This window comes from Novosphingobium sp. KCTC 2891, from assembly GCF_025938155.1.
GTDB lineage: Bacteria > Pseudomonadota > Alphaproteobacteria > Sphingomonadales > Sphingomonadaceae > Novosphingobium.
The window spans coordinates 334848-360202 of sequence record NZ_JAPCZG010000004.1 but is presented as its reverse complement, the minus strand read 5'-3'; the positions used below and the strand labels follow the sequence as shown (position 1 = coordinate 360202).

Annotated in this window: 27 protein-coding genes; 16 read left to right on the top strand and 11 right to left on the bottom strand. The window is 66.4% G+C overall.

The features are described 5' to 3' along the window. Positions 1-33: 33 nt before the first annotated feature. A complete protein-coding gene (gene aroC, locus OLX02_RS10740; RefSeq protein WP_264422686.1) occupies positions 34-1104 on the bottom strand; it encodes a chorismate synthase in 1071 nt (356 codons plus the stop codon). A 71-nt stretch (positions 1105-1175) separates the two neighbouring features. Here aroC and OLX02_RS10735 point away from each other — a divergent pair, with 71 nt between their 5' ends. Genes OLX02_RS10735 through OLX02_RS10715 form a run of 5 tightly spaced genes read left to right on the top strand, consistent with a single transcriptional unit; the run spans position 1176 to position 5520 of the window. Continuing rightward, positions 1176-1487 (top strand): antibiotic biosynthesis monooxygenase family protein, encoded by a 312-nt coding sequence (locus OLX02_RS10735; protein ID WP_264422684.1) that lies wholly within the window; start codon positions 1176-1178, stop codon positions 1485-1487. After that, on the top strand, positions 1484-1831 hold the full coding sequence (locus OLX02_RS10730; protein WP_264422682.1) for an arsenate reductase: 348 nt from the start codon (positions 1484-1486) through the stop codon (positions 1829-1831). The genes OLX02_RS10735 and OLX02_RS10730 overlap by 4 nt, the downstream gene beginning before the upstream one ends. Before the next feature lie 55 nt (positions 1832-1886). Beyond that, on the top strand, positions 1887-2888 hold the full coding sequence (locus OLX02_RS10725) for a glycosyltransferase family 2 protein (RefSeq protein WP_264422680.1): 1002 nt from the start codon (positions 1887-1889) through the stop codon (positions 2886-2888). After that, positions 2885-3598 (top strand): class I SAM-dependent methyltransferase, encoded by a 714-nt coding sequence (locus OLX02_RS10720; protein ID WP_264422679.1) that lies wholly within the window; start codon positions 2885-2887, stop codon positions 3596-3598. Before OLX02_RS10725 ends, OLX02_RS10720 begins: the two co-directional genes overlap by 4 nt. Continuing rightward, positions 3595-5520 carry a GtrA family protein gene (locus OLX02_RS10715; protein WP_264422677.1) on the top strand — a complete coding sequence of 642 codons (1926 nt, stop codon included), beginning with the start codon at positions 3595-3597 and terminating at the stop codon, positions 5518-5520. The genes OLX02_RS10720 and OLX02_RS10715 overlap by 4 nt, the downstream gene beginning before the upstream one ends. A gap of 22 nt (positions 5521-5542) precedes the next feature. On the opposite strand, the gene OLX02_RS10710 is transcribed toward OLX02_RS10715, so the two are convergent. Beyond that, positions 5543-5980 (bottom strand): hypothetical protein, encoded by a 438-nt coding sequence (locus OLX02_RS10710; protein WP_264422676.1) that lies wholly within the window; start codon positions 5978-5980, stop codon positions 5543-5545. A gap of 160 nt (positions 5981-6140) precedes the next feature. On the opposite strand from OLX02_RS10710, the gene OLX02_RS10705 reads away from it, so the two are divergent. Further along, positions 6141-6545 carry an acyl-CoA thioesterase gene (locus OLX02_RS10705; RefSeq protein WP_264422675.1) on the top strand — a complete coding sequence of 135 codons (405 nt, stop codon included), beginning with the start codon at positions 6141-6143 and terminating at the stop codon, positions 6543-6545. Positions 6546-6551: 6 nt separating this feature from the next. Here the strand turns inward: OLX02_RS10705 and OLX02_RS10700 are convergent, their stop codons facing one another. Both OLX02_RS10700 and ubiG read right to left on the bottom strand, forming a co-directional pair. Beyond that, positions 6552-6731 (bottom strand): hypothetical protein, encoded by a 180-nt coding sequence (locus OLX02_RS10700; RefSeq protein ID WP_264422674.1) that lies wholly within the window; start codon positions 6729-6731, stop codon positions 6552-6554. A 4-nt stretch (positions 6732-6735) separates the two neighbouring features. Continuing rightward, a complete protein-coding gene (ubiG, locus tag OLX02_RS10695) occupies positions 6736-7461 on the bottom strand; it encodes a bifunctional 2-polyprenyl-6-hydroxyphenol methylase/3-demethylubiquinol 3-O-methyltransferase UbiG (protein WP_264422673.1) in 726 nt (241 codons plus the stop codon). A gap of 79 nt (positions 7462-7540) precedes the next feature. Between ubiG and OLX02_RS10690 the strand changes: the two genes are divergently transcribed. Next, complete coding sequence (locus OLX02_RS10690) at positions 7541-8797, top strand: aspartate kinase (protein WP_413630179.1); 1257 nt, start codon at positions 7541-7543, stop codon at positions 8795-8797. 18 nt (positions 8798-8815) lie between these two features. On the opposite strand, the gene OLX02_RS10685 is transcribed toward OLX02_RS10690, so the two are convergent. Together OLX02_RS10685 and OLX02_RS10680 are read right to left on the bottom strand one after the other, a co-directional pair. Then, a complete protein-coding gene (locus OLX02_RS10685) occupies positions 8816-9835 on the bottom strand; it encodes an acyltransferase family protein (protein WP_264422671.1) in 1020 nt (339 codons plus the stop codon). A gap of 143 nt (positions 9836-9978) precedes the next feature. After that, positions 9979-11499 (bottom strand): catalase, encoded by a 1521-nt coding sequence (locus OLX02_RS10680; RefSeq protein ID WP_264422669.1) that lies wholly within the window; start codon positions 11497-11499, stop codon positions 9979-9981. Positions 11500-11679: 180 nt separating this feature from the next. Between OLX02_RS10680 and OLX02_RS10675 the strand changes: the two genes are divergently transcribed. Further along, positions 11680-12690 carry an NAD(P)H-dependent flavin oxidoreductase gene (locus OLX02_RS10675; protein ID WP_264422667.1) on the top strand — a complete coding sequence of 337 codons (1011 nt, stop codon included), beginning with the start codon at positions 11680-11682 and terminating at the stop codon, positions 12688-12690. 14 nt (positions 12691-12704) lie between these two features. On the opposite strand, the gene OLX02_RS10670 is transcribed toward OLX02_RS10675, so the two are convergent. Together OLX02_RS10670 and OLX02_RS10665 are read right to left on the bottom strand one after the other, a co-directional pair. After that, a complete protein-coding gene (locus tag OLX02_RS10670) occupies positions 12705-13340 on the bottom strand; it encodes an HNH endonuclease (RefSeq protein ID WP_264422665.1) in 636 nt (211 codons plus the stop codon). A gap of 196 nt (positions 13341-13536) precedes the next feature. Then, positions 13537-14970 carry a M20/M25/M40 family metallo-hydrolase gene (locus OLX02_RS10665; RefSeq protein WP_413630188.1) on the bottom strand — a complete coding sequence of 478 codons (1434 nt, stop codon included), beginning with the start codon at positions 14968-14970 and terminating at the stop codon, positions 13537-13539. A 194-nt stretch (positions 14971-15164) separates the two neighbouring features. Between OLX02_RS10665 and gyrB the strand changes: the two genes are divergently transcribed. The 4 genes from gyrB to OLX02_RS10645 all read left to right on the top strand — a co-directional run bounded on the left by gyrB (position 15165) and on the right by OLX02_RS10645 (position 19127). Next, a complete protein-coding gene (gene gyrB, locus OLX02_RS10660) occupies positions 15165-17687 on the top strand; it encodes a DNA topoisomerase (ATP-hydrolyzing) subunit B (protein WP_264422662.1) in 2523 nt (840 codons plus the stop codon). Positions 17688-17748: 61 nt separating this feature from the next. Further along, the gene (locus tag OLX02_RS10655; protein ID WP_264422661.1) at positions 17749-18402 is read left to right on the top strand and encodes a hypothetical protein; all 654 of its coding nucleotides are present in this window, start codon (positions 17749-17751) and stop codon (positions 18400-18402) included. Positions 18403-18433: 31 nt separating this feature from the next. After that, positions 18434-18682 carry a hypothetical protein gene (locus OLX02_RS10650; RefSeq protein ID WP_264422660.1) on the top strand — a complete coding sequence of 83 codons (249 nt, stop codon included), beginning with the start codon at positions 18434-18436 and terminating at the stop codon, positions 18680-18682. Positions 18683-18737: 55 nt separating this feature from the next. Next, positions 18738-19127 carry a DUF3592 domain-containing protein gene (locus OLX02_RS10645; protein ID WP_264422659.1) on the top strand — a complete coding sequence of 130 codons (390 nt, stop codon included), beginning with the start codon at positions 18738-18740 and terminating at the stop codon, positions 19125-19127. Between the two features lie 13 nt (positions 19128-19140). On the opposite strand, the gene OLX02_RS10640 is transcribed toward OLX02_RS10645, so the two are convergent. Together OLX02_RS10640 and ung are read right to left on the bottom strand one after the other, a co-directional pair. Then, the gene (locus tag OLX02_RS10640) at positions 19141-19434 is read right to left on the bottom strand and encodes a DUF1294 domain-containing protein (RefSeq protein WP_264422658.1); all 294 of its coding nucleotides are present in this window, start codon (positions 19432-19434) and stop codon (positions 19141-19143) included. After that, the gene (gene ung, locus OLX02_RS10635) at positions 19434-20117 is read right to left on the bottom strand and encodes a uracil-DNA glycosylase (RefSeq protein WP_264422767.1); all 684 of its coding nucleotides are present in this window, start codon (positions 20115-20117) and stop codon (positions 19434-19436) included. The genes OLX02_RS10640 and ung overlap by 1 nt, the downstream gene beginning before the upstream one ends. Positions 20118-20269: 152 nt before the next feature. On the opposite strand from ung, the gene OLX02_RS10630 reads away from it, so the two are divergent. The 4 genes from OLX02_RS10630 to OLX02_RS10615 all read left to right on the top strand — a co-directional run bounded on the left by OLX02_RS10630 (position 20270) and on the right by OLX02_RS10615 (position 23502). Beyond that, positions 20270-21574 carry a UDP-glucose dehydrogenase family protein gene (locus OLX02_RS10630; protein WP_264422657.1) on the top strand — a complete coding sequence of 435 codons (1305 nt, stop codon included), beginning with the start codon at positions 20270-20272 and terminating at the stop codon, positions 21572-21574. 77 nt (positions 21575-21651) lie between these two features. Continuing rightward, a complete protein-coding gene (locus tag OLX02_RS10625; protein WP_264422655.1) occupies positions 21652-22269 on the top strand; it encodes a ribonuclease D in 618 nt (205 codons plus the stop codon). 19 nt (positions 22270-22288) lie between these two features. Further along, entirely contained in the window at positions 22289-22933 is a 645-nt protein-coding gene (lptC, locus tag OLX02_RS10620) for an LPS export ABC transporter periplasmic protein LptC (protein WP_264422653.1), read from the top strand. Between the two features lie 5 nt (positions 22934-22938). Further along, positions 22939-23502: an LptA/OstA family protein gene (locus OLX02_RS10615; protein WP_264422652.1), complete on the top strand. Its 564-nt coding sequence runs from the start codon at positions 22939-22941 to the stop codon at positions 23500-23502. A gap of 27 nt (positions 23503-23529) precedes the next feature. On the opposite strand, the gene OLX02_RS10610 is transcribed toward OLX02_RS10615, so the two are convergent. Beyond that, positions 23530-25119, bottom strand: coding sequence for a bifunctional glycosyltransferase/class I SAM-dependent methyltransferase (locus OLX02_RS10610; protein ID WP_264422650.1), 1590 nt, complete (start codon positions 25117-25119; stop codon positions 23530-23532). Positions 25120-25355: the final 236 nt, after the last annotated feature.

Sequence of the window (25355 nt, the reverse complement as noted above, 5' to 3'; positions counted from 1 at the left end):
CGCACCTTGGGTGTCGTTTAGGTGCGCTTCAGGTCAGCGGCCGGTCTGGGCGCGGTGGAGCAGTTTCTGGTCGGCCAGAACCAGCGCCATCATCGCCTCGACTACGGGCACGCCGCGGATGCCGACGCAGGGATCGTGGCGGCCCTTGGTGAACAGCTCGGTCGCCTCGCCCTCGCGCGTGATCGTGGGCATGGGCGTCAGGATCGAGCTGGTCGGCTTGAACGCCACGCGCACCGTCACCGGCTGGCCGGTGGAAATGCCCCCGGCGATCCCGCCCGCGTGGTTGGCCAGGAACGTCGGGCCGTCATTGCCGGGCCGCATGGGGTCGGCGTTGCCTTCGCCGGTGTTGCGCGCGGCGGCAAAGCCGTCGCCGATCTCCACGCCCTTCACCGCGTTGATGCCCATCATTGCGTGGGCAAGCTCGGCATCTAGCTTGGCATAGAGCGGCGCGCCCCAGCCGGCGGGCACGCCTTCGGCCGCGCATTCGACCACCGCGCCGAGCGAGGAGCCGGACTTGCGGGCTTCGTCGACCATCTTTTCCCAGCGTGCCGCCGCCCACGAATCGGGGCAGAAGAACGGGTTGCGGCCGATCTCGTCCGCGTCGAAGTGGTCCATGTCGATCCGGTCGCCGCCGATCTCGCTGACCCAGGCGGTGATCTTCACTTCGGGAATCACCAGCCGCGCCACGCCGCCCGCCGCCACCCGCGCGGCGGTTTCGCGCGCGGAGGAGCGTCCGCCGCCGCGATAGTCGCGGAAGCCGTACTTGGCGTCATAGGCATAGTCGGCATGGCCGGGGCGATAGGCCTTGGCCACGTCGCCATAGTCCTTCGAACGCTGGTCGACGTTCTCGATCATCAGCGAAATCGGGGTGCCGGCGGTCTTGCCCTCGAACACACCCGACAGGATTTTCACCTGATCGGGTTCCTGCCGCTGCGTGGTGAAGCGCGACTGGCCGGGGCGGCGCGCATCGAGGAAAGGCTGGATCACGCTTTCCGAAATGGGCAGGCCCGGCGGGCACCCATCGACGACGGCGCCCAGAGCGGGGCCGTGGCTTTCCCCCCAGGTGGTGAAGCGGAAGACGTGTCCGAAGCTGTTCAGGCTCATGGGCTGGCGCCATGTCGCAATTTGGCGACAAAGTCCATTGCCCACCCCGGCGGCCGGGGTATGGAACGGCCATGTACCTCGTCGTCTTCCGCAACCGCAAGCGCGCCGACATCGACGCCGCCGCCTATGCCGCCGACGCGCAGGCGATGGAGGACCTCGCCCGCGCGCAGCCGGGGTTCCTCTCGTTCAAGAGCTACGCTGCCGACGACGGCGAAGTGATCGCGCTGTCCGAATGGGCGGACGAGGCGGCGGCGCTCGGCTGGCGCAGGCAGGCGGACCATGCCGCCGTGCAGGCGCGGGGCCGTGCCGATTACTACGAAAGCTACACCCTGCTGGCGGGCGAACCGGCCCGCATCCACCACTTCGACAGGTCCGAACGATGAGCGTGACGGTTTACGGCATTCCCAACTGCGACACGGTGAAGAAGGCGCGCACCTGGCTGGACGCGCACGGCGTCGCCTACACGTTCCATGACTACAAGAAGCAGGGCGCGGACGCGGCGCAAGTCGCCGGCTGGGTGGAGCGCGCCGGGCTGGACAAGGTGCTGAACAAGGCCGGCACCACGTTCCGGAAGCTGTCGGACGAGGACAAGGCCGATCTCGATGCGGCTAAGGCGGTCGGGCTGATGGTGGCCCAGCCATCGCTGATCAAGCGGCCGATCGTGGAGCATCCGGGCGGGCTGCTGGTGGGCTTCAAGGATGCCGAATGGAGCGCCGCGCTGACCTGATCGTGGGCGCCGTCCGTTTACGCGGGTTTAACCATAAGCCCGGATAAGCACGGTCATGCTTCAGGACCTTCAGGATTGGCAGATCGAAGGCGCGGTCGCGCCGTGGCGCAAACCGGGCCGGGTCGGCCTGTCGGTCGTGATACCTTGCTACAATGAGGCGCCGGTGATCGACGCGCTGCTGGCGCGGCTGGAGCCGGTGTGCGAGGCGGCCTCTCCCGGCGACTACGAGATCGTGCTGGTCAACGATGGGTCGACCGACGGGACCTGGTCGCTGATCGATGCGCACGCGGCGCGCTCCGCCCATGTCGTGGGGGTGGATCTGGCGCGCAACCACGGACACCAGCTGGCGCTGACCTGCGGCTTGCAGGTGTGCCGGGGCGATCTGGTGCTGGTGATCGACGCCGATCTGCAGGACCCGCCCGAACTGCTGCCCCAAATGATGCGGCTGGTGCGCGAAGGATACGACGTGGTCTATGGCCAGCGCGTGGCGCGCGAGGGCGAGACGCTGTTCAAGAAGGCCAGTGCCGCGCTGTTCTATCGCGTGCTGGAAAAGATGATCGATATCGCCATCCCGCGCGATGCCGGCGATTTCCGCCTGATGACGCGGCCCGTGGTCGATGCGCTGAACGCGATGCCCGAACGCTTCCGCTTCGTGCGCGGCATGGTGAGCTGGGTCGGCTTCCGGCAGGTGGCGATTCCCTACCACCGCGAAGCGCGCTTCGCGGGCGAGACGCACTATCCCCTGAGCAAGATGCTGGCGCTGGCGTTCGACGCGGTCACCAGCTTTTCGGTCAAGCCGCTGCGCATGGCCTCGCTGTGCGGCGTGCTGTTCGGCATGGCCGGGCTGGCGCTGCTGGGCTGGGTGCTGGCCGTGTGGCTGCAGCATGGCACCGTTTCGGGCTGGACCAGCATGATCGGCGTCTCGCTGATCATGGGCAGCGTGCAGCTGATCGTGCTGGGTGTGTTCGGCGAATACCTTGGCCGGATGTATATCGAGACCAAGGGGCGGCCCATGTACATCGTGCGCGAAGTGCGGCGCGGCGGTGACGGGCGATGAGCGCGGAGCCGGCCGCCGGCCAGTTCGCGCAGGCCGAATTCGACGCCTATTGCGACCAGTATCGGCAGGACCATGCCGCCTCGATCCGTGTCAGCGGCGAAGACGTTGACTTTTTTGCCGCCTACAAGGCGCGTGATGCCAGGCGGCTGGCAGCGGCGGCGGAGTGCCGGGTGGAGACCATGCTCGATTTCGGATCGGGCATCGGCAATGCGGTAGGCCCGCTGCGCGATGCGTTCCCGGATGCGGCGCTGACCTGCCTCGACGTATCCGAGCGCTCGCTCGACGTATCGCGGCGGCTCCACGGCGATGGCCCCAGCTATGTTGCCTATGACGGGCAGACCCTGCCTTTCGCGGATGCCAGCTTCGATCTGGTTTTTACCGCCTGCGTGTTCCGCCACATCCTGGAAAGCGGACACATCGCCTTGCTGGCGCAACTGCGGCGGGTGCTGAAGCCGGGCGGCCTTTTCGTGCTCTACGAACACAATCCGTGGAACCCGCTGACTCGCCACGTCGTCGCCTCGTGCCCGTTCGATGCAAACGCGGTGCTGATCACCGCGCCCGAAATGAAGCGGCGGCCGCGCAAGGGCGCCACCGTGCGGACCGAATACCGGGTGTTCTTCCCCAAGGCGCTGGCCAGGCTGCGGCCGCTGGAGCGTGCGCTGACGGCGCGGCCGCTGGGCGGGCAATACGTGCTGGGTGCGCGTCCGTGAATCTTTCGGCCAGGAATATTTCTGCCGGCCTGTCGATGCCGGCGCGCTTCGCCAGCGTGGGGGTGCTCAACACCGCGTTGGGGCTGGCGGTGATCCAGATCGCGCTGTGGCTGGGGCTTGGCGATTATGCGGCCAATGCCGCCGGCTATGCCGCCGGGTTCGTCTGTTCCTATGCGCTCAACCGCCGTTTCACGTTCGGCGCTGGCGATGGACGGCACGGCCGGCAGTTGCCGCGTTTCGTGCTGGTGGCGGGCATGGCCTATGCCTGCAACCTGCTGGTGCTGAAGATCGGCCAGATGGCCGGGCTTTCGGGTACGATCGCGGTCCAGGTTGCAGCGATGGGCACCTACACGGCCGCGTTCTATGTCCTGGCGCGCACGTTCGTTTTCGCTGAGGGGAGCCGGCCGGCGGACGGCTTGGACGACCTCATCGGGCGCTCCTATTTCATCGCCGCGCTGATCGTGGCCGGAATGATCCCGGCGATGCTGGCCGCCACGCCGCCGCTCATCGACCTTGGCGGCCATCTGGCGCGCTATGGGGTGCAGATCGACGGCGGTGCTTCGCCCGCGCTGCGGCAGTGGTACGGGTTCGACTGGGCCTTGCTGCCCAACCTCGGCAGCGACCTGCTGGTGCAGGGGCTGGCGCCGGTGATCGGGCTGGAGCCGGCGATCCGTGTGATCGTGGCCGCGATTGCCGGGCTGCACGTGGCGGGGGTGCTGCTGCTGTCGCGCGCGGCGCATGGCCGGGTGACGGTGACGGCGCTGTTCGCGCTGCCGTTTGCCTATGGCTTCCCGTTCCAGTTCGGGTTCCTCAATTTCACCTTGTCGATCGCCCTGGCGCTGCTCGCGCTGGCGGCGTGGATCGCGCTGGGCCGTGCGGGCCGGTTGCGCGTGCGCGCGGTGCTGTTCGTCGGGGCAGGCTTCGGGCTGTGGCTGTGCCACCTCGTCGGTTTCGCGGTGTTCGGCATTGGCGCTTTTGCCGATGGCGTGATGCGGGGCCGGGCCGAAGGGCGCGGCTGGGTGCGCGCGGCGTTCGATGCCGGGTTGGCGGTGGTGCCGCTGCTGGCGGGGCCACTGGCCGGAATGCTTGCCGCACATGGCGGCCCCGCTCCGGCAGAAGCGTTCAGCTATGCCCACTTTGCCGACAAGATCCGCTGGCTGCCGATGGCCCTGCGCGATGCTTGGCTGGCGTGGGATTTCGGCTCGGTGCTGCTGGTCTGCGGGCTGATCTACTGGTTCTGGCGCTCGCCCGCGTTCGTGCGCCACGGCGGGCTGGCGCTGGCGGCGGTGCTGCTGGCCCTGGCCTATCTGGCGATGCCCGATACGATCATGGGATCGCGCTATGCGGACATGCGGCTGGTGCCGTTGATCGTGACGTTGTTCCTGGTCGCAGCCGCGCCCGCGCCGGGCAGCGGGAAAATGTTGCGCATTGGCCTTGCGATCGCCGGGCTGCTGTTCGCGGGCGCGCGGCTGGCAGGCAACGCGGCTGCCACGCGGGCGCACGATGCACAGTTCGCACGCAGCCTTTCGGTGCTGGACGCGGTGCCGCGCGGCAGCAACATGGTGACCTTCTTTCTCAGCCGCTGCGGGCAGGGGGACGGCTGGGATCTCGATAGGCGCGAGCACCTCTCCGGCTATGCGCTGGTCCGGCGCGGCGCCTTCGACAATCGCCAGTGGCAGATGCCCGGCGGGCAGCTGCTTACGGTGCACAACCCCGATGCCGTCCCCTTCGAGCATGCGCCTGCGCCAGCGATGTTCGACCGCGCCTGCCACGGCGAGAGGGGGCTGGCTGAAGCGCTGGCCGCGGTTTCGCCGCGGATCGGCACGGTGTGGGTGCTGGGCTATCCCGCGGGCTTTGCCGCGCCGGGCTGGCAGGCGGTGCGCCGCGCGGGCGATTCGGTGGTGCTGCGGCGCTTGCGCTGAGCGGCCCGCCGCCGCGCCGGGTTCAAACCGGCGCGCGGATCGTTTCTGCCACGCGTTCCGTCAGCCCGACGAGATCGGTCTTCAACCTTGCCCACAGCGCCAGTTCATCGGCATCGGTCATCGCGGCGGTAATGACATCGCACGTCGCGGCGAACAGCCCGGCGAACAGGATCGGGTCGATGCCCAGCGTTTCGGCATGGTGGGGCACGCTGCCCCACAGGATGATCTCGATCTCGCTGCGGGATTCAAGCCATTGCATGATGCAGTAGAGCGTCTGCTCGACCATCATGCCGGTCAGCGCCTCGGCGCGACCGTCGGCGGCCAGCGCGGCAAACTGCGCGGCCGCACCGGGGTGGCGGCTTTCCAGCAGGGCCATGGCCTGAGGGGTAATGTCGCCCAGTTGTTCGGCGGCCCGTTCCAGCCCTGCCTCCAGCAGCAGGGCATCGCGCGATCTTGCCATCGGCAGTCCTCTGGTTCCCGGTATTTTCCGGCATTTCAGATGCCGTATATCACGCGCGCCGGGAAGAGGCCCTTGATCGCGGTCAATTGCCGTGATGAGCACGAAGGGTCAGGCGCGGAAAGGTTTTGTGCAGCGCAAAAATGTGCTAGCTTACATCCCTGTGAGCAATACGATTCCCCACGCCTTCGCGATCACCATCGATCCCTCGGACATCGACTTCATGGGGCATGTCAACAATGCCTCCTACCTCAAATGGGTGCAGGAAGCCGTGATCGACCACTGGCGCGCGCTCGCCCCGGCGGAAGCCGTGGCGCAGCACCTGTGGGTCGCGCTCAAGCATGAGATCACCTATCGCCGGCCCACCTTCCTGGAAGACGCGCCGATTGCGCACGTCATCCTGGAAAAGGTGCAGGGCGCGCGCGCATTCTACGAAACCGTGATCAAGCGCGGCGAGGATGTGCTGGCCGAAGTAAAGTCCAGCTGGTGCTGCCTTGATGCGGCCACGCTGCGCCCGGCGCGGCTGGCGCGCGAACTGGTCGAAAAGTTCCTGCCCTCGGCCGACTGATTGGCTTCAGCGCAGTTTGGCGATCGACAGCGAATCCGCCTTGGCGCGGACTTTCACCGATTCCTCGCTGCGGGTCAGTGCCTTGGCGATGGCTTTCAGCGCCATGCCCTTCTTCGCCAGCGTGTGCAGCTTCTGAACCTCGTCGGTGGTCCAGGGCTGCTTGTGGCGTTCGAAACGTTCGGCCATCGGTTCAGCCCTTCTGTGCGGTGACGATATAGTTGAGCGCGAGATTGTCGGACAGGTGCAGTCCCTTGCCCGGCGACCACGAAATGCCCATCGGATTGCCCATCTTCAACCCGGCGGCGGCCAGCAGGTCGTGCAGTTCGACCGGGGTGACGAAATCCTCCCAGTGATGCGTGCCCTTGGGGACCATGCCCATGCCTTCGGCGCCTTCGACCAGCAGCACTTTCGATGCGGGGGTGCGGTTGGGCGTGGACAGCACCATCAGGCCGTCGTCCGACAGCGCCCCCGCCAGCGCGGCGAGGAACGCGGGCTTGTCGGCCACGTGCTCGATCACTTCCATGCTGGTGACAAGGTCGAAGCCTGACAGACCCAGTGCGCCGATTTCTCCGTGGCGATAATCGATGGCAAGGCCGCTGCCGGCAGCGTGCGCGCGCGCGGCGGCGATGTTCTCCTCGGCCGCGTCAACCGCCGTCACTGCCGCGCCCATGCGCGCCAGCGGTTCGGCCAGCAGCCCGGCGCCGCAGCCGACATCGAGCGCACGCCGGCCGGCCAGCGGCTTCAGCGATCTGGGATCGACGGCGAAATGCGCGTCCACCTGTTCGCGCAGGAAGCCGAGGCGCACCGGGTTGAGCCGATGGAGCATGGCCGAGGAGCCTTTCGGGTCCCACCAATCGGCGGCAAGCTTGCCAAAGTGCGAGGCCTCTTCGGGACGGATCGTGGTTGCATTGCGCATGACCCATCCCTAAAGCGCCGCTCTCGCACGGTCCACTGGGCGCGCGCGAAAGATTCTTGCCTGACCTTGGGAGCATGATGTGGCCCGGATCGTGATGAAATTCGGCGGCACCTCGATGGCCGGCACCGAGCGCATCCGCCGCGTCGCGCGGATCGTGCAGCGTCAGCAGGCCGCGGGGCATGAAGTGGCAGTGGTGGTTTCGGCCATGGCTGGCGAGACCGACCGGCTCGTGAACTTCTGCCGCGAAGCCAGCGCGCTTTACGACCCCGCCGAATACGACGTGGTGGTGGCCGCGGGTGAGCAGATCACTGCGGGCCTGCTCGCGATGCATCTCCAGGCGCTGGGCTGCAAGGCCCGCTCGTGGCTCGGCTGGCAGCTGCCGGTGCGGACCGACGACGCGCATTCCAAGGCGCGCATCGAGACGATCGATTCGGATGAGCTTCTGGCCAGCATGGGCGCGGGCGAGGTTGCGGTGATCCCCGGCTTCCAGGGCCTGACCGCAGGCAACCGCGTGACCACGCTGGGCCGTGGCGGTTCGGATACCTCGGCCGTGGCAGTGGCAGCCGCGATCAAGGCAGATCGGTGCGATATCTACACCGATGTCGATGGGGTCTACACCACCGACCCGCGCATCGTGGCCAAGGCGCGCAAGCTCAAGAACGTCACGTATGAGGAAATGCTCGAACTGGCCTCGGTCGGCTCGAAGGTCCTCCAGACCCGCTCCGTAAGCCTCGCCATGAAGGAGCGCGTGCGGGTGCAGGTGCTTTCTTCTTTCATTGACGATGACGCCCCCGCGGCGGACACGATCCCCGGCACGATGATCGTTTCCGACGAGGAACTCGAAGGATTGGAAATGGAACGCCAGCTGATCACCGGCATCGCCGCCGACAAGAACGAGGCGAAGATCACCCTGACGCGCATCGCGGACCGTCCCGGTGCGGTTGCCTCGATCTTCGAGCCGCTGGCCGAAGCCAACATCAACGTCGACATGATCATCCAGAACATCGCCAAGGACAAGGGCGAGACCGATGTCACGTTCACCTGCCCGCAGGCGGACCTCGCGCGCACGCAGGCGCTTCTGGAAGAGCGCAAGGACCAGATCGGCTATTACCGCCTGATCGCCGACAGCAAGGTCGCCAAGGTCTCGGTCGTGGGCGTGGGAATGCGCAGTCATGCCGGCGTCGCCAGCACGATGTTCAAGAGCCTCGCCGATCGCGGGATCAACATCCAGGCAATCTCGACCAGCGAGATCAAGGTGTCGGTGCTGATCGACGCGGACGAAGTCGAACTCGCGGTGCGCGTGCTGCACACCGCCTACGGTCTCGACGCGGCCTGACGTTTCGGGCCTGAGAAATCAGGCGGGAAGCCGCCGGGCCAGCCACGCGCGGCCCGGCCGTTCCCACCAGCGTTCGGCCAGCACCGCCACGATGACGGAAAGGCCGAGGGCAAGCCCGAGCAGCATCCATCGCGAGGCTGATCCGGGAGCACTGCCGGCTGTGAACGTGGCAATGGTATCCACGATGGGCAGGTGCAGCGCATAGAGCGGGTAGGACAGTCTGCCTGCGCTGCGCATCACCCCATCGAAGCGACCGGGCCGGGCGTTTGCGCCCAGCGCGACGATGCCCGGTATCAGGATGGCAACCGCCACGAGCGTGCCGACCATGCCTTCGAAATCATAGACAAACAGCAGCAGGCCCAGTCCGGCAAATGACCAGGCGGCAGAGATCGTCGCGGGCCGAGCAGCTTGCAGCCGGTAGAGTGCGACGCCGCTGGCGAAGGGCAGCAGCAGCCGGGCAAAGCCGCCGATGAACATTTTCGGGCTGGAAAAGCCGAGCCCGTCGAATCCGGCGCCCATGGCGATGAGCATGGCAATGCCGCATGCGCCCAGTGCGGCCAGCGCGATCCACACCGCCGTATGTGCCCGCGCCAGCAGGCCCAGCAGGACGCCGCCCGAGAATTCGAACGCGAGCGACCACAACGGGTTGTCGAGCGGATAGGCTGCCTGCCGAAAGGCAAAGCCGAGCGGGATGAGCAGGACGGTGGCGGGAACATTGGCCCACGCCTCGCCCGGGGAGATGCGGCCGATGGCAAGCTCTGCCGCCAGCCCCAGCAGCACACCCAGCACGATGATCGGATGCAGCCGCTGCACGCGCAGCTTCAGGAACGCGGCATGCGACAGCGCGCCCGTCGCCAGTCGCTCGCCATAGGCATGCGCGAGCACGAAGCCGCTCAGGCAGAAGAAGAAGTCGACCGCGAGGAAGGTCATCGGCGGCCCTACGCCGACCTCGATCGTGCCGCAGCTGTGAAACAGCAAGACGGCGAAAGCGGCAAGTCCGCGCAATCCGTCGAGCGCGGCATAGTCATGGCGGCGCACGGCGATCCCCCTGCACGATTGCTCCTCCCGGCTATCGGTTCGGGAGCGGGCAGGCAAGGCGGACGGCGCAGGGTGTGATGGAAAACCCCGCCTCCGGCCGAGGGGAACGGCCGGAGGCGGGGGCGACCCGTCTGGCGGTGGTTTCAGTCGGCCAGTTCGGGCTTGGGGGCGAGGTCGGCGCTGACCGACATTCCCAGTGCGCGCGCGACGCCGGCGCCATAGGCGGGATCGCAGCGGGTGCAGTTGTCGATGTGGCGCTGCTTGATGAAGGCGGGGGCATCGCCCATCGCCCGCGCGGTGTTGCCGAACAGGGACTGCTGCTCAGCCTCGCTCATCTGCTGGAACAGCTTGCGCGGCTGCGTGAAATAGTCGTCATCATCCTCGCGGAAATCCCAGAAATCGGCGTCGCCGCGGATCTTCAGCGGCGGCTCGCGGTATTCAGGCTGGGCCTGCCATGCGTCGAACGAATTGGGCGCATAGTGCAGCCGGCCCCCATAATTTCCGTCCACGCGCATCGTTCCGTCGCGGTGGTTCGAATGCACCGGACAGCGCGCGGCGTTGACCGGGATCTGGTGATGATTGACCCCAAGCCGATACCGCTGCGCGTCCGAATAGGCGAAAAGCCGCGCCTGGAGCATCTTGTCGGGCGAGAAGCCGATGCCGGGCACCACGTTCGAGGGCGCGAAGGCGCTCTGTTCCACGTCGGCGAAAAAGTTCTCCGGATTGCGGTTCAGCGCGAACTCGCCAACCTCGATCAGGGGGTAGTCTGCCTTGTACCAGACCTTGGTCAGGTCGAACGGGTGGAAGCGGTAGGTCTCCGCCTCTGCCTCGGGCATGATCTGCACGAACATCTTCCACTTCGGGAAATCGCCGCGCTCGATCGCGTCGTAGAGGTCGCGCTGGTGGCTCTCGCGGTCCTGCCCGACCAGTTCGGCCGCTGCCGCATCCGACAGGTTCTCGATCCCCTGCTGGCTGATGAAGTGGAACTTCACCCAGAAGCGTTCATCGGCGGCATTGATGAAGCTGTAGGTGTGGCTGCCGAAGCCGTGCATGTTGCGGTAGGACTTCGGAAGGCCGCGCTCGCTCATCACGATGGTGACCTGGTGGAAGGCTTCGGGCAGCAGGGTCCAGAAATCCCAGTTGTGGCTGGCCGAGCGCAGGTTGGTGCGCGGATCGCGCTTCACCGCCTTGTTCAGGTCGGCGAACTTGCGCGGATCGCGGACGAAGAACACGGGGGTGTTGTTGCCCACCATGTCCCAGTTGCCTTCCTCGGTATAGAACTTGAGCGCGAAGCCGCGGATGTCACGCTCGGCGTCGGCCGCGCCGCGCTCGCCCGCCACGGTGGTGAAGCGCGCGAACAGTTCGGTCTGCTTGCCGACTTCGCCGAGGAACTTCGCGCGGGTGTAGCGGCTGATGTCATTCGTGACGGTAAAGGTGCCGAATGCGCCCGAACCCTTGGCGTGCATCCGCCGTTCGGGGATCACCTCGCGGTTGAGGTTGGCCAGCTTTTCCAGCAGCCAGACGTCCTGCATCAGCAGCGGGCCGCGCGGGCCGGCGGTCATCGAATTGGCATTGTCGACCACGGGGGCGCCGAACGCGGTTGTCAGGCGGCCGGCCGCGCCGGTGTAGGGGCACGTGCCGGCGGGATTGTCTGCTTGGCTCATCTGCTTCACCCTTCGCTTTGATCGTTGAAATCGATTTACCGGCTATTTATTGATCGGCAAAATGGGATAAATCGCTCATCAACATCGTATTTGGCGATTTATCGCTCGCGCATTGCCTTGCCGCTGCCACGATGCGGCCCTAATGGCCCTCGCTCGACAAGAATGGACGGATTTGCGCCGATGACCTCGTATCCCAAGACTTCGGCCCTGATGGCCCGCGGCGCCGCTTTCCTCGGCACCGAATACGCGATCCTGTGTGGCGCGATGAGCTGGGTTTCGGAGCGCAATCTCGTCGCCGCGATCAGCAACGCGGGCGGCTTTGGCGTGATCGCCTGCGGGGCGATGACCCCCGAACTGCTCGACGCCGAAATCACCGGGACCAAGGCGCTGACGGACAAGCCGTTTGGCGTGAACCTAATCACCATGCACCCGGCCCTGTTCGACCTGATCGCGGTCTGCGCGAAGCACAACGTCGGCCACGTCGTGCTGGCGGGCGGCATTCCGCCCAAGGGCAGTGTGGAGGCGATCAAGGCGTTCGGCGCCAAGGTGATCGTTTTCGCGCCCACCATCGCGCTGGCGAAGAAGCTGTTCCGTTCGGGCGCCGATGCCCTGGTGATCGAAGGCAGCGAAGCGGGCGGTCACATCGGCCCGGTTTCCACCTCGGTGCTGGCGCAGGAATTCCTGCCGGCGCTGGCGCAGGACCACATCGTGTTCGTGGCCGGCGGCATCGGCCGGGGCGAGGCGATGGCCGGCTATCTGGAGATGGGAGCGTGCGGCGTCCAGCTCGGCACGCGTTTCGCCTGCGCCAGCGAATCGATCGCTCACCCGGCGTTCAAGCAGGCGTTCTTCCGCGCCAATGCCCGCGACGCGATCGCCAGCGTGCAGGTCGATCCGCGCCTGCCGGTGATCCCGGTGCGCGCGCTGAAGAACAAGGGCACCGAGGAGTTCACCGCCAAGCAGGTCGAAGTCGCCAAGCTGCTCGACGAAGGCGCGGTCGACATGGGCCAGGCCCAGCTCCAGATCGAGCACTTCTGGGCCGGTGCGCTGCGCCGCTCGGTGATCGATGGCGATGTCGAGCGCGGATCGGTCATGGCGGGCCAGTCGGTCGGCATGGTGACGAAGGAAGAGCCTGTGGCGGACATCATCGCCCAGCTGATGCAGGAAAGCGAAGAAGCGCTCTCGCGCCGCTGAGCGCGACGAGCCGGTCAACTTTCCAGTTCGACGTCCCAGTAGAGCCAGTCGCGCCAGCTTTCGTGCAGGTGGCCCGGCGGGAAGGCCCGGCCGCGTTCCTGAAGCTGCCAGGTGGTGGGGCGGATCGGTTGTTCCATCAGCCGCATGTGCGCCTGCTCGGGCGTGCGGCCACCCTTGCGCAAGTTGCACGGGGCGCAGGCGGCAGAGACGTTTTCCCAGGTGGTGCGTCCGCCCAGGCGGCGCGGCACGACATGGTCGAAGGTCAGCTGCTCCGGGCTGCCGCAATACTGGCAGACGAACTTGTCGCGCAGGAACAGGTTGAAGCGGGTGAAAGCGGGAAACTCGCTGGGCCGCACATATTGCCGCAGCGCGATCACCGAAGGGATCTTCATGTCCAGCGAAGGGCTGTGCACCTCGCGCTCGTAAGTGGAGATGATGTCCACCCGTTCGAGGAACACCGCCTTGATCGCGGTCTGCCACGGCCACAGGCTGAGGGGATAGTAGCTGAGCGGGGTGTAGTCCGCGTTGAGGACGAGCGCGGGGCAATCTGAAACATGGCGGGTTCCGCGGCCCGAAAACAGCGTCGCGGCGGCGTCGCCGCTATGGGGCCTGGCTTCCGCCGCCCGATCGATCAGCGCCTTATGAAGCATGCTCCGGTCCGGCCTTTCTGCGCGGAAGCACCGATCCTCCCGCAAGGGGAGGAATGGGCACCACGCATGACCGCTTCATGACGCATGAAGAGAAGGAACACGCTGCCCGGTCTGCCGTCAAGGGTAAAGCGCCAGCCGGCACCCACGCTGTCCACAGCCTCCGTTGCGGGAGGCGTGGACAGCGCGGGGCAGGGTCTCAGCGGGTGTAGGCCTTGACCAGATCATAGAGGTAGGCGCGCATCGTCATCAGCGCCTTGACCTCGATCCGCTCGTTGAGGCCGTGGACGCCGTTGCCGTCCGGATTGCCCCAGCCGCCGGGCACGCCGTAGGTCGGGATGCCCACTGCGGCGAGGAAGATGCCGTCGGTCGCCCCGGTCGACATCGAGGGCACCACCGGCACGCCGGGGAAATACTGCGCGGCCAGCTTTTCCATCGGCGCGATCACCTTGGGATCGAGCGGCGGGCTCTTGGCGATGGGGCGCAGCGGCGGCACGGCGGTGACGGTCACGCCCTTGTCGGCCACGACCGATTCCAGCGCGGTGCGGATGTCTTCGCTCGAATGGCCGGGGAAGATGCGGCAGTTGACGTTGGCCCCTGCGCGCTGCGGCAGCGCATTGTTGGCATGGCCGCCGTCGAGCAACGTGGCAACGCAGGTGGTGCGCAGCATCGAATGGAACGTCCGGTCCTTGTTGAGCAGGGCTTCTGCCGTCTTGTCCTGCGGGTTGGCGGAAATCGCCTGCATCGCCGCGCCCAGATCACCACCGCGCGCCGCGCCCGCCTTGGCGAAGAAGGCCTTGGTCGTTTCCGACAGTTCGACCGGGAAATCGTAGTCGCGCAGTTTCACCAGCGCGTCGGACAGTTCATAGATCGCGTTGTCGCGCACCGGGACCGAGCTGTGTCCGCCGGGGTTGCGGGTTTCGAGGCGGTAGTTCTGCACCGCCTTTTCGCCCACCTGGATCGTCTCGACCACGACCTTGCCGCCATCGACCACGCCCTTGCCGTCGGTGCGGCCGCCGCCGCCCTCGTTCAGCGCGAACTCGGCGTCGATCAGGTCACGCTTGTTCTGGGCCAGCCACTCCGCGCCGTTGAAGGCATACGTCGTTTCCTCGCCGCAGGTGAGCGCGAGCTTGATCGTGCGCTTGGGCTTGAAGCCCTCCTTCTTGAACCGCGCCAGCGTGTCGACCCACACCGCCGCCATCGACTTGTCGTCGGCGGAACCGCGCGCGTAGAAGTATCCGTTCTCCTCGATCAGGGTGAAGGGATCGCGCTCCCAGTCCTCGCGCTTGGCTTCGACCACGTCGACGTGGGCGAGCAGCAGGATCGGCTTGGTCGCCTTCGCCGTGCCGGGCAGCACGGCGACGAGGCCGCCGTCCTTGGGATGCTCGGGCGTGGCATACAGTGTCAGCTGGCTGTCGGCGAAGCCCGCGGCCTTGAGCCGCGCGGCCATGCGCTCGGACGCGAGCGTGCAACTGCCCGACGACAGCGTGGTGTTGGTTTCGACCAGTTCCTTGTAGGTCGCGCGGAAAGCGGCCTCTCCAGCGTCGGCGGCAGGCTGCGGAGCGGCGGCCACCGGGGCGGCTGAGGTCATGGCGAGTGCCAGCGTGCTGGCGCTCAGCAGGCCGGAAATCATTCTGCGGATCAAGGCTTTCCCCCATCGAACTGGTTGCGATGGTGACGTTGCAGCACCTTTTGCGTGCGGCGGAAAGGGGCTGTTTTGCGGCCGATCGCCAAGACGGCGCGCGCTGTCGGCGCGGCCGCCCCGGCCCTGTGTAAAACAGCCCGGATTCGCTTGGGTTTTCCCCCCCGAATGCCTATGTGCGATCCATGGCAAGTGCATCCGAAAATAGCCCGAACACCAACGCCTATGGCGCCGATTCCATCAAGGTGCTGAAAGGCCTCGACGCCGTCCGCAAGCGCCCCGGCATGTACATTGGCGATACCGACGATGGTTCGGGCCTGCACCACATGGTGTTCGAAGTGTCCGACAACGCCATCGACGAGGCGCTGGCCGGGCATTGCGACCTGGTGCTGATCGAACTCAATCCCGATGGCTCGGTCTCGGTCGAGGACAATGGCCGCGGCATCCCCACCGGCATCCATGCCGAGGAAGGCGTTTCGGCGGCCGAGGTCATCATGACCCAGCTCCACGCCGGCGGTAAGTTCGAGAACACCAGCGACGACAACGCCTACAAGGTTTCGGGTGGGCTCCATGGCGTGGGCGTTTCGGTCGTCAACGCGCTGTCGGAATGGCTGGAATTGACCATCTGGCGCGACGGGGAAGAGCACTGGATGAAGTTCGCGCACGGCGATGCCGTGGCGCCGCTCGTGGTGCGCGGGCCCGCGCCCGAAGGCAAGAAGGGCACGCGCGTGACGTTCCTTGCCAGCACGGACACGTTCAAGAACGTCACCGATTTCGATTTCGACAAGCTCGAGCATCGCTACCGCGAACTCGCGTTCCTCAATTCGGGCGTGCGCATCCTGCTGCGCGACAAGCGGTCCGAGGACGTGAAGGAGCACGATCTCTATTACGAGGGCGGGATCGCCGCCTTCGTGAAGTACCTCGACCGCAACAAGCAGGCCCTGATGCCCGAGCCGATCGCCATTTCGGCCGAGCGCGATGGCATCGGCATCGACGTGTCGCTCGAATGGAACGACAGCTATTACGAGAACGTCCTCACCTTCACCAACAACATCCCCCAGCGCGACGGCGGCACGCACCTTGCCGCGTTCCGCGCAGCGCTGACGCGCACGCTGAACGGCTATGCCGAACGATCGGGGATGCTGAAGAAGGAAAAGGTCTCGCTCACCGGCGAGGACATGCGCGAAGGACTGACCGCGATCGTCTCGGTCAAGCTGCCCGATCCCAAGTTCTCGTCGCAGACCAAGGACAAGCTGGTCTCTTCCGAAGTGCGCCAGCCGCTTGAAAGCCTGATGGCCGACAAGATGAGCGAATGGCTGGAGGAAAATCCCGCCAACGCCAAGATGGTCATCCAGAAGGTGATCGACGCGGCCGCCGCGCGCGAAGCTGCGAAGCGCGCCCGCGAACTGACGCGCCGCAAGGGTGTGATGGACATCGCCAGCCTGCCGGGCAAGCTGGCCGATTGCCAGGAACGCGATCCCAGCAAGTGCGAACTGTTCCTGGTCGAGGGCGATTCGGCAGGCGGTTCTGCCAAGCAGGGCCGTGACCGGCACTATCAGGCGATCCTGCCGCTGAAGGGCAAGATCCTGAACGTGGAGCGCGCGCGCTTCGACCGGATCATCAGCTCGAAGGAAGTGGGCACGCTGATCCAGGCGATGGGCACCGGCATCCGCGATGAATTCAACATCGGCAAGCTGCGCTACCACAAGATCGTCATCATGACCGACGCCGACGTCGACGGCGCCCACATCCGCACGCTGCTGCTGACCTTCTTCCACCGCCAGCTGCCCGAGATCATCAAGCAGGGCCATCTCTTCATCGCCCAGCCGCCGTTGTACAAGGTGGCGAAGGGCCGCAGCGAGGTCTACCTGAAGGACAACGCCGCGCTCGACCGCTACCTGGTCGAGGCCGGGCTGGCCGGGCGGATGCTGGAAACCACCGGTGGCGGGCGCAGCGGGCAGGATCTGGCGGATCTGGTCGAGCACGCTTTGCGGATGAAGAACCTGATGGCCTTCGTGCCGCGGCGCTACAACACCAGCATCATCGAGGCGCTGGCGCTGGCCGGCGCGCTCGAGCCCGATCTGGACACGGCGGGCCGCAAGGCAGCGCTTGTCCGCGTGGCCGAATGGCTCGACCGCGGCGATCCGGAAGCGAAGTGGTCGGCCGATCTCAGCGAGGAAGGCGGCTATCACGTGCAGCGCCTGTGGCGCGGCGTGACCGACCATCACATGATCGAACCCGGCTTCCTGACCAGCGCCGAGGCACGCAAGCTGGCACGGCTCGCGGCCGAAAATGCCGAAGTCTACACCCACAACGCGCGGCTGGTGCGCCTGACCGCCGTGGCCGAGCCGGAAGCGGACGAAGCCCCGCAGGCGGGCGAAGGCGAAGCCGAGGAAGCCTTGCTGTCCGCGCCGCGCCCCGAAGCGCGCGAGGGCGATATCACCCGCCCGTCGCAGCTGGTCGAGGCGGTGTTCGCCGGTGGGCGCAAGGGCCTTTCGATCCAGCGGTACAAGGGCCTTGGCGAAATGAACGCCGAGCAGCTCTGGGAAACCACGCTCGATCCGAACAACCGCTCGCTGCTGCAGGTGAAGATCGAGGACGCCGACGTCACGGACGAGATCCTGACCCGGCTGATGGGCGACGTGGTCGAACCGCGCCGTGACTTCATTCAGGAAAACGCGCTGAACGTCGCCAATCTGGACGTCTGACGCCGTTTGCATCTTCCTTGCCGCGGGCGCAGGATCGCACCGGGCAAGGATGGTGGCGGCCATGGATAGCAGCGTTGAAACCGGAGAGCGCGGAGCGACTGTAGCCAATCGCACGCGGCGGATAGCCTGGGCTGCGGCCACCGGCGCGGGTGCGGCCTGTGCGGCGTGGATCGGCGTCCACCTTTTCCCGCAAGTGCGCTTCGCGCAGAGCCCGACCGGGGTGTTCCGTTGGGAAATGGCGGGCCTGGCCGGCATTGTCGGCACAGGTTTCGCCGCGGCCCAGACCGCGCTGTTGGCATGGTGGCGCCCGGGCGGCATGGCCGCGATGCGAATAGCCCTGTGGATGCCGCTGACCGCCATCGCGGTCGCCGCCATGATCCTGCCGCTCTGGTGGACCGATGCCGAGGTGCTGATCCTGGCGCCGTCTGTTGCCGCATGGTCGATGGGGCCGGGCATCCTGCTGCTCACGGTGGTGCAGGGGCTGCTCGCGGCAGGCCCGTTGAGGGGCGCGGATTGGGCGGGCCGGACCGCGGCGGGCGGCATTGTCGGTGCGCTGGCCGGGCTGCCGGGCGCGATGCTGCTGGGATCTCTCGTTTCGCCGGAAGCGGCATGGGCCGGAGTGGTGGGAGCGCTGATCGGCGTAATGCAGGGAAAAATGCTGATACCCGCCGCCGATCCGTCGGCCGCGTCGCTCACCGCGCGCAAAGGGGCTTGATCGTTCGCGCCGAGGGGAGAAAGAGGGGGCCATGTCGACCGAAACCATTCCCTGGGACCAGCCTGCCACGATGATCGATCTGGAAGGTCGGGCGCCAATCATCGGCACGATCCGCGACTGTGCGATGCATTTTGCTCTCTACAAGCCGCACGCGCGCGATCATGCCCGCGTGTTGCTGACCGTGCCGGTGCATCGGCCGGGCCGCAAGACGCGGACATGGATTCTCGATCCGGCCGAGATCGCCGAACTTGCCGACCGTCTGGCGCGCGAAACGAACTGATCGCCCGCGGCGTATTGTAGTGCGCGGTTAACCTGCGTCTGGCAGGTTCGAGCACGTGGAGCGATCCATTCTCCTTGCCGGGCTTGCCCTGTGCCTGTTCAGCCTATGGGCTCTGCTGCGCCATGATGTGCGCCGGCTGATCGCCCCCGCGCGCGAGGCGCGGGCGGTGGTCGTGGGCCACGTCGCGAACTGGGACGACGGCGAGCGGACTTATGCCGCGCGCCTGCGGTTCCAGGCGGATGAGCAGGTCCACGAAGTGACTGACCAGCGCCTTCGCCGTCAGCCGCTTCCACCCGAGGGCGCAGCCGTGATCGTGCGTTTCCCCGCCGGACGGCCGGACCTTGCGCGTATTCCCCACCCGTGGATGTGGGCGTGGGTCTATGCTGCGGTCACGATGATGGCCGTGATGCTGCTGGCCAGGCTGCTGGGATGGGCAGGCAGCTAGGCGAAGCGGCAGGCTAGCCGGCCAGCGTCCAGCCTGCTGCGGCACCCAACGCGAGAATCTGCACCACGGCGATGCTGTGAAGCGTGCTGGAGAAGGGCTGCTTGCGCGTCTTGTGCCGAAACAGGTGCCGGCCAAGATAGGCACCGACCGACCCGCCGATGAAGGCGAGCAGCAACAGCGTCGATTCGGCTATGCGCCAGCGCCCGGTTTCGGCCTTCCACTTGTCGATTCCGAAGGCGGCGAAAGCGGTGAAGTTCACGGCGACTATCGCGGCGGCGATATCGGCGGGGGCAAGCGGAAAGGGCATCAAAGGCGCCAGTCGATGGCGCCGCGCCCGTGGCGTTCCAGAAAGTCGTTCGCCTGGCTGAAATGACGGCTGCCGAACCAGCCCGAATGGGCGGACAGCGGGCTGGGGTGCGGAGCGCGCAGCACGAGGTGCGGGCCGTTCGCCAGTTCGGGAACGCGCGCTGCCTTTTTCTGCGCGTGGTTGCCCCACAGCAGGAACACACTGGGCACGTCCCGCCTGGCGACCGCAGCGACGGCGGCATCGGTAAACGGCTCCCACCCTCGGGTCTGGTGCGATCCGGCCTGGCCCGCCTCGACCGTCAGCGCGTTGTTCAGCAGCAGCACGCCCTGCCGCGCCCATGGCTCCAGATTGCCGTGCGCGGGGCGCGGCAGGCCAAGATCGGTTTCCAGTTCCTTGTAGATGTTGAGCAAGCTGGGCGGCACTTTGACCCCATCCTGTACCGAGAAGGCGAGGCCGTGCGCCTGGCCAGGTCCGTGATAGGGATCCTGCCCCAGAATCACGACTTTCACTTGGTCCAGCGGGGTGAGTTCAAGCGCGCGCAACCGCTGGCCCTGCGGCGGATAGACCAGCTTGCCGGCCGTCTCCTCGGCGCGCAGGAAGCCGCCAAGCGCGCGCAGGGGGCGGGTTTCGAGCACCGGGCCAAGGCTCGGCTGCCAACTTTCTGGAAGCGCGGTTGTCGTCATCGCGCCGGGGTAGCGCGGCCCATACCGGCGGGGCAAGAGGCTGGGAGCCAAGTGCCGGGGTTGCCGGGTTTCGGAACAATCCCTAGTGCTGCTGCCGCGAAAAGACTTTCCGTGCGGCCGCGGCCGCGCGGCATCCAGCCGAGGAAGTGCGAATGAAGATCGCGATGGTGGGATCGGGGTATGTTGGCCTCGTTTCCGGAGCGTGTTTTGCGGATTTCGGCCATGACGTGGTGTGCATCGACAAGGATGCCAGCAAGATCGAGCGTCTCCGCGAGGGCGTGATGCCGATCTTCGAGCCGGGCCTTGCCGAACTGGTCGCCTCGAACGTCAAGGGCGGGCGACTCTCGTTCTCCACCGACCTTGCCTCTGCCATGGAAGGCGCCCAGGCGATCTTCATTGCCGTGGGCACACCTTCGCGGCGCGGCGATGGCCATGCCGATCTGAGCTATGTCTATGCGGTGGCGCAGGAAGTGGCCGACAACCTGACCACGCCGGCGGTTGTCGTCACCAAGTCGACCGTGCCGGTCGGCACCGGCGACGAGGTCGAGCGGATCATTCGCGAATCGGGCACCAAGACCAGGTTCGCGGTGGTCTCGAATCCCGAATTCCTGCGCGAAGGCGCCGCGATCAGCGATTTCAAGCGGCCGGACCGCATCGTCATCGGCGCCGAAGACGACTGGGCGCGCGGCGTGATGAACGAGGTCTATCGCCCGCTGTTCCTGAACAAGGCGCCGATCCTGTTCACCAGCCGCCGCAGTTCCGAGTTGATCAAGTACGCTGCCAACGCGTTCCTCGCGACCAAGATCACCTTCATCAACGAGATGGCGGACCTGTGCGAGAAGGTGGGCGGGGACGTGCAGGACGTCGCCCGAGGCATTGGCCTGGACGGACGAATCGGCTCCAAGTTCCTCCACGCCGGTCCGGGCTATGGCGGATCGTGCTTCCCCAAGGACACGCTGGCGCTGCTCAAGACGGCGGAGGACTACAACAGCCCCGTTCGCATCGTAGAGGCGGTGGTTCACGTGAACGATGCCCGCAAGCGCGCGATGGGCCGCAAGGTGATCGAGGCGCTGGGCGGCGAAGCGCGCGACAAGAAGGTCGCGCTGCTGGGCCTGACGTTCAAGCCGAACACCGACGACATGCGCGATGCGCCCTCGATCGCCATCGTGCAGGCGCTGCTCGATGCTGGCGCCGAGGTGGTTGCCTATGATCCGGAGGGCATGGAGGTCGCGGCGCCGATGATGCCCCAGGTGACGATGGCGGGCAGCACCTATGAAGCGGTGACCGGCGCGGATGCCGTGGTGCTGGTGACGGAATGGGACGCGTTCCGCGCGATCGATCTGGACCGGGTGGGCCAGCTTGCCCGGCAGAAGGTGCTGGTCGATCTGCGCAATGTCTATGATCCCGCCGAAGTGCGAGGTGCGGGCTTCGCCTATAGCAGCGTCGGCCGACCCTGAACCGGACGGCGCCGATAGGGAGCGGCTGGCGGCCCGCCGGGCTTGCCGCCGCCGCCCGGAGCGCCTAAGCGCTAGCCATGGCCGTTTACCTCCACGAAGAAGACCTTCCCGCCGATTGCCTTGCACCCGGCATCGTTGCTGTCGATACCGAGACAATGGGGCTGATCACCACGCGCGACAGGCTCTGCGTGGTGCAAATTTCCGACGGGCGCGGCGACGAGCATCTCGTCCGCTTCGCCGTGGGAAGCCGCTATGACGCGCCGAACCTGAAAGCGGTGCTGGCCGATCCGACGCGGATCAAGCTGTACCACTTCGCCCGGTTCGATCTCGCGGCGATCCACCACTACCTTGGCGTGATGGCGGCCCCGGTGTTCTGCACCAAGATCGCCTCGAAGCTGGTGCGCACCTATACCGACCGCCATGGGCTGAAGGACCTGGTGCGCGAACTGCTGGGCAAGGAGATTTCCAAGCAGCAGCAGTCGAGCGACTGGGGCGCGCCCGTGCTGACCGACGCGCAGCAGGAATATGCCGCGTCCGACGTGCGCCACCTCCACGCCATGCACACGATCCTGGTCGAGCGGCTGGCGCGCGAAGGCCGCACCGAAGTGGCGCAGGCCTGCTGCGATTTCCTGCCGACGCGCGCGCTGCTCGACATCGCCGGCTGGGCCGATCGCGACATCTTCAGCCACGAGTGATCGCGGAAGGGCTGCGCCGATGACCGTTCAGGCCGACCGCATGCGTACGCGCCGCCAGTTGCTGGCCGCGCCCGGCGGCTCGCACGACCGGCTGGTGCGGTTCGCAGCGCGCGGTTTGCCGGTGCTGATCGGCGCACTGCTCGCGGTGATGATCCTGGTGCCGCTGTCTCCGCGCGGGGAAATCAGCTTCCTGCTCGACCGGAACAAGGTGGCAATGGTGCAGGACCGGCTCCGCGTGGTCAGCGCGATGTATCGCGGGCAGGACGACCGGGGACGCAACTTCTCGATCACGGCCGGCAGCGCGGTCCAGCATTCCGAGCGCGAGGCGGTGGTGCAGATGAAGGACGTGACCGCGCGGGTCATGCTCAATTCCGGCCCTGCGATCCTGACCGCCGATGCGGGCGGCTATGATTTCGGCAAGCAGACCATCGCGGTCGACGGGCCGGTCAATTTCCAGACGTCCGATGGCTACCGCATGACCACCGAGGGCGCCGATATCGACATTTCCGCCAAGCGCATGGTCAGCCGTAGCAGGGTGGAAGGCCGGATTCCGGCTGGCACATTCATTGCCGACAGGATAAGCGCTGACCTTGAAGAGCGAACGATCACGCTGGAAGGGCACGCGCGCCTGCGCATGGAGCCCGGCAAGCTGAAGATGCCATGAGGACGATGATCCAGACCATTCGCCAGGCCCGTCCGCTGCGCCGCGCCGCTATCGGCTTCGCCGTTTCCGCCGCGCTGATCGCCGGTGCGCAGCATCTTGCGGCGCAGGCCATCGCCTCACACAACAGCAATGCGCCGGTGAACTATGCGGCCGACCGCATCGAACTGCAGGACAAGCAGAAGCGCGTCGTGCTGTCCGGCAACGTCGATATCACGCAGGAAGCCCTGCGGATGCGCGCCGCGCGCACGACGGTGGCCTATACCGATACGGGCGATCTCAAGATCCAGCGGATCGATGCGACCGGCGGCGTGGTCGTCACGCGCAACGACGAACGCGCCAGCGGCGATGTCGCTGTCTATGACTTCAACCGCAAGATCATCACCATGGTCGGCAACGTGGCGCTGCGCCGCGGCACCGACACGCTCAACGGCGGGCGGCTGGTGATCGATCTCAACACCGGCATTTCCAGCGTCGACGGACACAGTGGCGGCGCTTCCGGTGCCGGCACGGGCGGCGGGCGCGTCAGCGGGTCGTTCAGCGTTCCCAAGTCGGGCACGTCCAAGCCGTAAGCGGCCCGGTCCCCCGTTCCGCTCGGCTCAGGCGGAGCGGCGCGCGCGGATGGCGATGTTGACCGGGAACGATGGGTCGCGCGGCTCCAGCCACTGCACGCCGACGTCTTCCTGCGCGATACCCTGGATGAAGCAGGTGGCGGCAAAGGCGTTGCCGTTCACTTCAAGCTCGACGTTGCCCTCGCCGAAGGTTTCCTCGAACAGGCGCCGGGCTGCGCGGGCGGTGAACGGCCAGTACCATTCCCAATCGTTGTTCACGACCGGAGTGATGCCGGGCACTGTTGCCAGCACCACGCCGCCAGGCCGCATCGCCGCGTGCAGGTTGCGCACGGCGGCGCGGGGATCGAACAGGTATTGCAGCGTCTGGGTGAGGATCACGCAATCGAAGCTGGCGGGCGGCAGCAGGCCTTCCGACGTCAGGTCGCCGACGATCGTCGCGCCGGGCACGTCCTTCACGCTGAGCACATCCTGCCGCACGATGTCCTTGCCGAAGCGGCGGCTGTACTTGTCGTCGGCGATTTCCAGAACGTGACCGCGAATCTCGCCCGCGTGGCGTTCAAGAAAGCTTTCGATGTAGAACCGGTCTACCGGGGTGCCGCGGCGAAAGCCGTAGCCTTCGCTGACCGGCGTGATCCGCGCAAGATCGCCGAAATCGATCTTGCCTGCGCCCGCGATCAGCGCGCGGCGGCGGATGCCCCGCAGCACTTCGGCCAATGGACCGGGCAAGCCGCGGACTAGGATCTGGCGCAGGGCCGCTTTGGTCGTTGTCCAGGGCGCTAGCGCCATCATTCTTCTCCGCTGGTTCCATTTCGGCCACGCGCGCGCACCACGATCGGTCCAGACGATGTTGGCGAATGCCGCCGTCTGGCCGTGCATCCCTTCCTTCCATGCCTGCAGGGCCGCGGCGTCGGTTTCGTCCGGCCGATACCGTTCGAGAATTGCGCGGTTCCAGGCCAGCATTTCCACCGCATCGAGCGACATGTTGGAGCCGTGCAGGCGATAGTGGGCGACGACGTTGGCGTGGCTGGCGATGCGGTGGCGCTGGGTCATCCGCAGGTAAAGCTCGTAATCCTCGCAGCGGCGCAGCGTAGGATCGAAGCCGCCGCATTCGACCAGCTTTGCCCGGTCGTAGAATACGCTGGCGGGCATGCCGATGTGATTGCCGCGCAGCAACGCCGTATGGCCGAGCGGGCCGAGGCGCGGCAGGACCGGGCCGCCGCGCGGCTTGAGGTCGCCATCGGCCAGCCGGAATGCGCCGCAGACGAAAGCGGCGCCAGGGTTGGCTTTCATGCAGGCAAGCCCGTCGGCGATGGCGCCGGGCAGCAGCACGTCATCCGCATCGAGGAAGATGACATAGTGCGTGTTGATCGCGGCCAGGCCGTTGTTGCGCGCTGCGGGCAGGCCCTGGTTTGCGGTGCGGATGATCCGGGCCGGCGGGTGCTGGGCAACCACGGCAGCGGGATCGTCCAGTGAGCCATCGTCGATCACGACGATATCCTGCGCCGGCACGGTCTGCGCCAGCACGCTCTTCAGGGCATCGCCCAGGAAGTGCGCGTGATTGTAGCTTGCGATGACGACTGCAACATCCGCCAGCCCGGAGGCATCAACAGACCTCATCCAATATGGCCCCTGGAACATCGCTTCATTGGCGCCTGTCGTTATCGACAAGGTGGAGCCTTCGCAATTGCGAAAACAACGTGAAATATGCGACAGTGTATTCCTACGGGATTAATTTGGATGGGTTCTTTGCAGATCGGGGCCGGTTCCGCTCTATGTCGGGAAAGGGGCCTCCTAATCTTATGGACTATTTTTGCTTATCCATAGGAATGCATCTTAACTAATTAAAGTTAGGT